Below are 7,031 nucleotides of genomic sequence, written 5' to 3'. Positions count from 1 at the left end.
CAGGGTCCTGTGGGAGGGACTTCAGTCCCGAATGCCTTTCGGGACTGAAGTCCCTCCCACAGGGCCCCGTGCCGGCTCACTCCAGGAAAATCAGGAAGGCCGCCGCGACGATCAGGACGAAGCCCGCGACATGGTTCCATTTCAGGGGCTCGCCCAGGTACCAGACCGAGAAGCCCGCGAAAACCACCAGGGTCAGGATCTCCTGGATGCCCTTGAGCTGGGGCGCACTGTAGACGGCATGGCCCAGGCGGTTGGCGGGCACCTGCAGGCAGTACTCAAAGAAGGCGATGCCCCAGCTGGCGAAGATGACGATCCAGATCGGACTGGTCTTGAACTTCAGGTGCCCGTACCAGGCGAAGGTCATGAAGACGTTCGACGCGAACAGCAGCAGGACCGGGGTGAGGTAGGCGCTCAGGGTGGCGGGCATCGGGATGGGGCCATGGTGGGGTGGTCGGGCCTGGGGACAGGTGCAATTTGCGCCAGGTTCACCCGCTTCCACCAGATGCCCGGGGCAAATTGCACCTGTCCCCGTCCTGGCCCCGGTCTTGACACCGCCTTGCCGGCGGCTTCACATCCGAATCACCGGGTCCGGAGTCTAATCTTCACAAAGCTGAAGACGCCGTCTTCACATCCCTGAAGGAGATCCCCATGCGACGCGATGACCCGGCCGGCCTGATCCTTGTGGTCGAAGACAACCGCAACCTGTCCGAGATGGTTGGCGAATACCTGGAATCCAAAGGTTTCGGCGTCGACTACGCCACCGACGGCGCCGACGGCTACCGCCTGGCCGCCGACAACAGCTACGACGTGATCGTGCTGGACCTGATGCTGCCGCGCATGGACGGCCTGGAAGTCTGCCGCCGTATCCGCAACGACGCGAAGAAGTCCACGCCGGTGCTGATGCTGACCGCCCGCGACACGCTCAACGACAAGGTCGTGGGCCTGGAGGCCGGCGCCGACGACTACCTGGTCAAGCCCTTCGCGATCCAGGAACTCGAAGCCCGCGTGCGCGCCCTGATCCGCCGCGACCGCCGCCAGGTGAGCGCCGAGGTGCTGAAGGTGGCCGACCTGGTGCTCGACACCGCCAGCCTGCGCGTGACCCGCGCCGGCCAGGAAATCCAGCTCTCGCCGATCGGCCTGCGCCTGCTGACCATCCTGATGCGCGAATCGCCGCGCGTGGTTACCCGTCGCGACATCGAGCGCGAGATCTGGGGCGACGGCCTGCCCGATTCCGACACCCTGCGCAGCCACCTGTACAACCTGCGCAAGGCCATCGACCGGCCCTTCGACCGCCCGCTGCTGCACACGGTGCAGACCGCCGGCTACCGCATCGCCGACCTCGATGCGCCCCCGGCCGGCTGACCACATGCCGCCTCGCAAGGGACTACGGCGCAAGATCTGGACCGCCTTCATCCTGCAGGCCGCGGCGATCAGCTTCGCCGCGGTCCTGGGCGTTTATGGCGCCTCGGCCGTGCTCAAGCACGTGCTGATCCAGCAGGCCCTGCAGGAAGAAGCCGCGCACTACTGGCAGCGCCTGCAGGCCAACCCGGGCGCCGACGTGCCCGACACCTACAACATGACCGGCTACCTGCTGCCGGCCGGTGCCGCCGCCGACCGTGTCCCGGCCACCATCCGCGACCTGCCCGTGGGTTTCCACGCCATGCCGCGCGCGGAAGGCGGCTCGCTGGTGCTGGTTGACGAAGACCGCAACGGTCATCGCCTCTACCTGCTGTTCAAGCAGGAACAGGTCGACAGCCTGGCCTTCTGGTTCGGCATGGCGCCGCTGGCGATCGTGCTGGTGGTCATCTATGTCATCGCCTGGACGACCTACCGGGCCTCCAAGCGCGCCGTGTCGCCGGTCATCTGGCTGGCCTCGCAGGTGCAGCGCTGGGATCCCAAGCTGCCCGAACCGGCGCTGCTGAGCCCGGAGAATTTGCCCACCGACGTGGAGGGCGAAACCCTGGTGCTGGCGCAGTCGCTGCATGAGTTCGCCAGCCGCATCGAACACTTCGTGCAGCGCGAACGCGACTTCACCCGCGACGCCTCGCACGAGCTGCGCACGCCGCTCACCGTCATCCGCGTCGCCGGCGACATGATGGCCGCCGACGACAGCCTCTCGCCGCTCTCGCGCAAGGCCCTGGGCCGCATCCAGGGCGCCGGTCGCGACATGGAGGCGCTGATCGAAGCCTTCCTGATCCTGGCCCGCGAGGGTGACACCGGCCTGCCGGACGTGGACTTCGACGTCGCCGAGGTGGTGCAGGAAGAAGTCGAGAAGGCGCGGCTGCTGGTCGGCGGCAAACCGGTCGAGGTCGGCTGCCGGATCGAGCAGGGTTTCCACCTGCATGCGCCGGCGCGGGTGCTGTCGGTGATGCTCAGCAACCTGCTGCGCAACGCCTGCAATTACACCGACGCCGGCAGCGTCACGGTGACCGTGCGCCACGGCGAGATCGCCGTCGCCGACACCGGCGTGGGCATGGACGAAGCCGTGCTCGCGCGCGTGTTCGAACCCTTCTACCGCGCCGCCAACCCCGGCAAGGAAGGCCAGGGCATCGGCCTGTCGATCGTGCAGCGGCTGTCGCACCGCTATGGCTGGCCGGTCCGGCTGGAAAGCCGCCCGGGCGAAGGCACCACCGCGATCCTGAGTTTTCCGCACGCCACCGCCGCCGGCTGAAAACCGCGGGCCGGCCGGGTCAACCTTTCCTGCCCGCCTGCGTTTACCTTTCCCTGTTGCCTGACCCTTCCCCGGAGCCCCGATGCCTTCCCCCACCCGTCGCCCCTTCCGCCTGTACCTGGTGATCGCCGCGGTCGCGCTGGCCCTGCTGGCCGCCTGGTGGTTCACCGGCCGCGACGGCGAAGCTGCCGGTGCCTACCGGACCGCCACGGTCGAACGCGGCGACGTGCGCGTGGTCATTTCGGCCACCGGCACGCTGCGCGCGACGACGACGGTGGACGTGGGTTCCCAGGTATCGGGCCAGGTGCTCGAGGTGCTGGCCGATTACAACGACCGCGTCACGCAGGGCCAGGCCATTGCGCGCCTTGACCCGGCCCCGTTCCAGACCCGGCTCGACCAGGCCGAAGCCGACCTGGCCAGCGCCCGCGCCTCGGTGAACGAAGCGCGGGCCAGCGTCACCAACGCCGAGGCCGATTACCGCCGCAAGCGCGACCTGGTCGAACGCCAGTTGATCGCGCGCAGCGAGGCCGACCTTGCATTGGCGGCGCGTGACCAGGCCCGCGCCCGCGTGGTGTCGGCCGAGGCCGCGGTGCGCCAGCGCCAGGCCGCTGTCGGCAATGCCCGCCTCGACGTCGACTACACCGTGATCCGCTCGCCGGTCGACGGCGTCGTGCTGCTGCGCGACATCGAGCCGGGCCAGACCGTCGCGGCCAGCTTCCAGACGCCGGTGCTGTTCCAGATCGCCGAGGACCTGGCGCAGATGCAGATCGACCTGAGCGTTGACGAGGCCGACGTCGGCCAGATCCGCGAAGGCCTGCCGGTGTCGTTCACCGTCGATGCCTATCCCGACCGCCAGTTCAGCGGCGAAGTGCGGCAGGTGCGCCTGGCCGCGACCGCCACCTCGAACGTGATCACCTACCCGGTGGTGGTGCAGGTGCAGAACGCCGACCTGAGCCTGCTGCCGGGCATGACCGCCAGCGCCGAGATCGTGGTCGACGGCCGCGAGGGCGTGCTGCGCGTGCCCAATGCCGCCTTGCGCTACACGCCGCCGGATGCGCCCCGCTCCGGCCGCCCGGGCGCGGAAGGGCGCCCACGCGGCGCCCCGGGTTCGATGACGCCGGGCGCGCGCCCGGGCAACGCCGGCGCGGCCGCGGCCGGTCGCGGCGGCGCCAGCCGGACGCTGTGGGTGCTCGAGGGCAAGACGCCGCAGGCGGTACCGGTCCAGGTCGGCGTGTCGGACGGCACGATGACCGAAGTCACCGGCGTGCAGGAAGGCCAGCAGGTGGTGGTCGGCCAGGAGCGCCCCGCGGAATGACGCCGCGCGCACCGGTCATCGAAACGCGCGGCCTGGGCAAGGTTTATTCGCCGGGCACGCCCGCCGAAGTGGTGGCGCTGCGCGGCGTCGACCTGCGGGTCGAACACGGCGAGTTCCTGGCCATCATGGGCGCCTCGGGCTCGGGCAAGTCCACGATGATGAACCTCATCGGCTGCCTGGACACGCCCACCTCGGGCGAATACCTGTGCGACGGCGTCAACGTCGCCAGCCTCGATGCCGCCGGGCGCGCGCGCCTGCGGCTGGAGAAGATCGGTTTCGTCTTCCAGGGCTTCAACCTGCTCTCGCGCCAGAGCGCGCTGGAAAACGTCGCCATGCCCCTGGTCTATGCCGGCGTGCCGGTGGCCGAACGCGAGCCGCGCGCCCGCGCGGCGCTCGAACAGGTCGGCCTGGCCGACCGTGCCGGCCACAAGCCCAGCGAACTTTCCGGCGGCCAGCAGCAGCGCGTGGCGATCGCCCGTGCCCTGATCAACGAACCGCCGCTGCTGCTGGCCGACGAGCCGACCGGCGCCCTCGATTCGCGCACCAGCGAGGAAATCATGGCCCTGTTCGAACGCCTGCAGGCCGGCGGCCGGACGATCGTCATCATCACCCACGAACGGCCGGTGGCCGAACATGCCGACCGCATCGTCGTGATGCACGACGGCGAACTGCACGAAGAGGGCTGGATGGCCCCGGGGAAAGGCAAATGACGCTCACCGACGTGATGCGTTCGGCGGTCTCCTCGCTGCGCGGCAACTGGCTGCGCAGCATCCTCACCGCGCTGGGCGTGATCATCGGCATCGCCGCGGTCATCGTGATGGTGTCGGTGGGGCGGGGCACGCAGTCCGAACTCGACCAGATGATCTCGCGCCTGGGCTCGAACCGGCTGGAGATCTTCGGCGGCGCCTCGCGCGGGCCGGCCCGCGGCGGCGCCGGCAGCGAAGCCAGCCTCACCGATGCCGACGCCGACGCCATCCGCGGCGAGATCCCCGGCGTTCAGTACGTCGCGACCTCGGTGTCCGGCGGTGGCCAGGTCGTGTTCGCGGAGAACAATTGGTCGACGCGCTGGGAAGGCGTGAACGCCGACTATTTCCCGGTCAACGACTGGCAGATTGCCTCCGGCGCCGAATTCGGAGCGCGCGACTACAACACCGCCAACAAGGTGGTGATCCTGGGCGAAACCGTGCGCCGCGAACTGTTCGGCGACGGCGACCCGATCGGCGCCACCATCCGCTTCGGCCGTGTGCCGCTGAAGGTGGTGGGCGTGCTTTCCGCCAAGGGCCAGGGCAACTGGGGCCAGGACTCGGACGACATCATGCTGGTGCCGCTGGAAACCGGACGCAGGCGCATGGCCGCCGCCGCGGCGGCGGAAGCCGCGCCCGCCGCCGGCGCGATGGTGGCGCCGCGCCGGGCCGACACCGTCAGCCGCATCTCGGTCGGCGTCGGCCGGGCCGAGGACCTGGCCTTCGTCGAAGACGAGATCAATGCGCTGCTGCGCCAGCGCCATCGCATCGCGCCCGGCGCCGATGACGACTTCCAGGTGCGCAACATCGCCGAGATCGTCGCCACCCGCACCCAGACCACGCGGCTGATGTCGCTGCTGCTGGGCGCGGTGGCCAGCATTTCGCTCATCGTCGGCGGCATCGGCATCATGAACATCATGCTGGTGTCGGTAACCGAACGTATCCGCGAAATCGGCCTGCGCATGGCTGTCGGCGCCGGACCACGCGAGATCCAGATGCAGTTCCTGGCCGAAGCAATGCTGATCTCGCTCGGCGGCGGCGCCATCGGCATCGCGCTGGGCGTGGCCGGCGCGCTGCTGGCCAGCAAGTTCGGCGCACTGCCGGTGCAGCTGGACCTGCAGGTGGTGGCGATGGCGACCGGATTCTCGGTGGCCACCGGCTTGTTCTTCGGGTTCTATCCGGCGCGCAAGGCCGCGCGCCTGGATCCGATCGAGGCGCTGCGCCACCAGGGTTAGACTCGGCCTGGTTTCCCCCTTTCGAGGTTCGCCATGTCCCGTTCGCTGCTGCTTGCCCTCGCCATCGCCGCCGCCGTGCCCGCCTGGGCCGATGAGTCCCCGACCGCCCTGGTCATCCACGGTGGCGCCGGCGTGATCGAGCGCAGCGCGCTGTCGGCGGAGGAAGAGAAGGCCGTGCGCGCCGACCTCGACCGCGCGCTCGACGCCGGCCACGCCGTGCTCGCCGACGGTGGCGCGGCGCTGGATGCGGTGACCGCCGCGGTGCGCGTGCTCGAGGAATCGCCGTGGTTCAACGCCGGCAAGGGCGCGGTGTTCAATGCCGCCGGTGGACACGAGCTCGACGCCGCGATCATGGAAGGCCATACCCGCCGCGCCGGCGCGGTAGCGGGCGTCAGCACGGTGCGCAGCCCGATCCTTCTTTCGCGCGCGGTGATGGAACGCTCGCCGCACGTGATGCTGGCCGCCGCCGGCGCCGAGAAGTTCGCCGACGAGCACCCCGACATCGAACTCGTGGCGCCGGACTGGTTCGACACCGACCGTCGCCGCGAGCAGCTGGAAAAGGCGCAAAAGCGCGAACAGGCCGGGCAGGCGGCGCTGCCGGCCACTTATTTCGGCACGGTCGGCGCGGTCGCGCTGGACAAGCACGGCCACATCGCCGCGGCCACCTCCACCGGCGGCATGACCAACAAGCGCTGGGGCCGCATCGGCGACGCGCCGATCATCGGTTCGGGGACCTGGGCCGACGAAAGCTGCGGCGTTTCCGGCACCGGCTGGGGCGAGTTCTACATCCGCTCGGCGGCGGCGCACGATGTCTGCGCGCGCGTCGCCTACCGCGGCGATTCGCTCGCGGCGGCGTCTGAAGAAGTCATCAACGGCATCGTGCCGAAGCTCGGCGGCGACGGCGGGGCGATCGCGCTCGACGCGAAGGGCAACATCGCGATGCCCTTCAACACCTCCGGCATGTACCGCGGCTGGGTCAAACCCGACGGCAGCCGCGGCACCGCCATTTTCCGCGACGAATAGTCCGTCGCGGGCGCCGGCGCACGCGGCGCCGGCGCCCTGCCAGG

At 69.9% G+C, this 7,031-nt stretch carries 7 protein-coding genes; 6 read left to right on the top strand and 1 reads right to left on the bottom strand.

All coding sequences use genetic code 11. The features are described 5' to 3' along the window. Positions 1 to 76: 76 nt before the first annotated feature. Positions 77 to 427: a DMT family protein gene (locus ACE3TE_RS11700; protein WP_374605171.1), complete on the bottom strand. Its 351-nt coding sequence runs from the start codon at positions 425 to 427 to the stop codon at positions 77 to 79. A gap of 221 nt (positions 428 to 648) precedes the next feature. On the opposite strand from ACE3TE_RS11700, the gene ACE3TE_RS11695 reads away from it, so the two are divergent. From ACE3TE_RS11695 to ACE3TE_RS11670, 6 genes are all read left to right on the top strand, one after another. Then, the gene (locus ACE3TE_RS11695; RefSeq protein WP_374605169.1) at positions 649 to 1,362 is read left to right on the top strand and encodes a response regulator transcription factor; all 714 of its coding nucleotides are present in this window, start codon (positions 649 to 651) and stop codon (positions 1,360 to 1,362) included. A 4-nt stretch (positions 1,363 to 1,366) separates the two neighbouring features. Continuing rightward, positions 1,367 to 2,671, top strand: coding sequence for a sensor histidine kinase (locus tag ACE3TE_RS11690; RefSeq protein ID WP_374605167.1), 1,305 nt, complete (start codon positions 1,367 to 1,369; stop codon positions 2,669 to 2,671). Between the two features lie 82 nt (positions 2,672 to 2,753). Continuing rightward, on the top strand, positions 2,754 to 3,986 hold the full coding sequence (locus ACE3TE_RS11685) for an efflux RND transporter periplasmic adaptor subunit (protein ID WP_374605165.1): 1,233 nt from the start codon (positions 2,754 to 2,756) through the stop codon (positions 3,984 to 3,986). Beyond that, positions 3,983 to 4,696, top strand: coding sequence for an ABC transporter ATP-binding protein (locus ACE3TE_RS11680; protein WP_374605163.1), 714 nt, complete (start codon positions 3,983 to 3,985; stop codon positions 4,694 to 4,696). Before ACE3TE_RS11685 ends, ACE3TE_RS11680 begins: the two co-directional genes overlap by 4 nt. Continuing rightward, on the top strand, positions 4,693 to 5,964 hold the full coding sequence (locus ACE3TE_RS11675) for an ABC transporter permease (protein ID WP_374605161.1): 1,272 nt from the start codon (positions 4,693 to 4,695) through the stop codon (positions 5,962 to 5,964). Before ACE3TE_RS11680 ends, ACE3TE_RS11675 begins: the two co-directional genes overlap by 4 nt. Positions 5,965 to 5,997: 33 nt before the next feature. Then, positions 5,998 to 6,987 (top strand): isoaspartyl peptidase/L-asparaginase family protein, encoded by a 990-nt coding sequence (locus ACE3TE_RS11670; protein WP_374605159.1) that lies wholly within the window; start codon positions 5,998 to 6,000, stop codon positions 6,985 to 6,987. Positions 6,988 to 7,031 lie beyond the last annotated feature (44 nt).

It is taken from the genome of Arenimonas sp., from assembly GCF_041919775.1.
In the GTDB taxonomy this organism is placed as follows: Bacteria; Pseudomonadota; Gammaproteobacteria; order Xanthomonadales; family Xanthomonadaceae; genus Arenimonas.
This window is presented reverse-complemented; position numbering and strand designations above follow the sequence as displayed.

Coding starts and splice junctions, on each gene's coding strand:
- ACE3TE_RS11695 (WP_374605169.1), top strand. CDS start 649: ATGCGACGCGATGACCCGGCCGGCCTGATCCTTGTGGTCGAAGACAAC.
- ACE3TE_RS11670 (WP_374605159.1), top strand. CDS start 5,998: ATGTCCCGTTCGCTGCTGCTTGCCCTCGCCATCGCCGCCGCCGTGCCC.
- ACE3TE_RS11690 (WP_374605167.1), top strand. CDS start 1,367: ATGCCGCCTCGCAAGGGACTACGGCGCAAGATCTGGACCGCCTTCATC.
- ACE3TE_RS11685 (WP_374605165.1), top strand. CDS start 2,754: ATGCCTTCCCCCACCCGTCGCCCCTTCCGCCTGTACCTGGTGATCGCC.
- ACE3TE_RS11680 (WP_374605163.1), top strand. CDS start 3,983: ATGACGCCGCGCGCACCGGTCATCGAAACGCGCGGCCTGGGCAAGGTT.
- ACE3TE_RS11700 (WP_374605171.1), bottom strand. CDS start 427: ATGCCCGCCACCCTGAGCGCCTACCTCACCCCGGTCCTGCTGCTGTTC.
- ACE3TE_RS11675 (WP_374605161.1), top strand. CDS start 4,693: ATGACGCTCACCGACGTGATGCGTTCGGCGGTCTCCTCGCTGCGCGGC.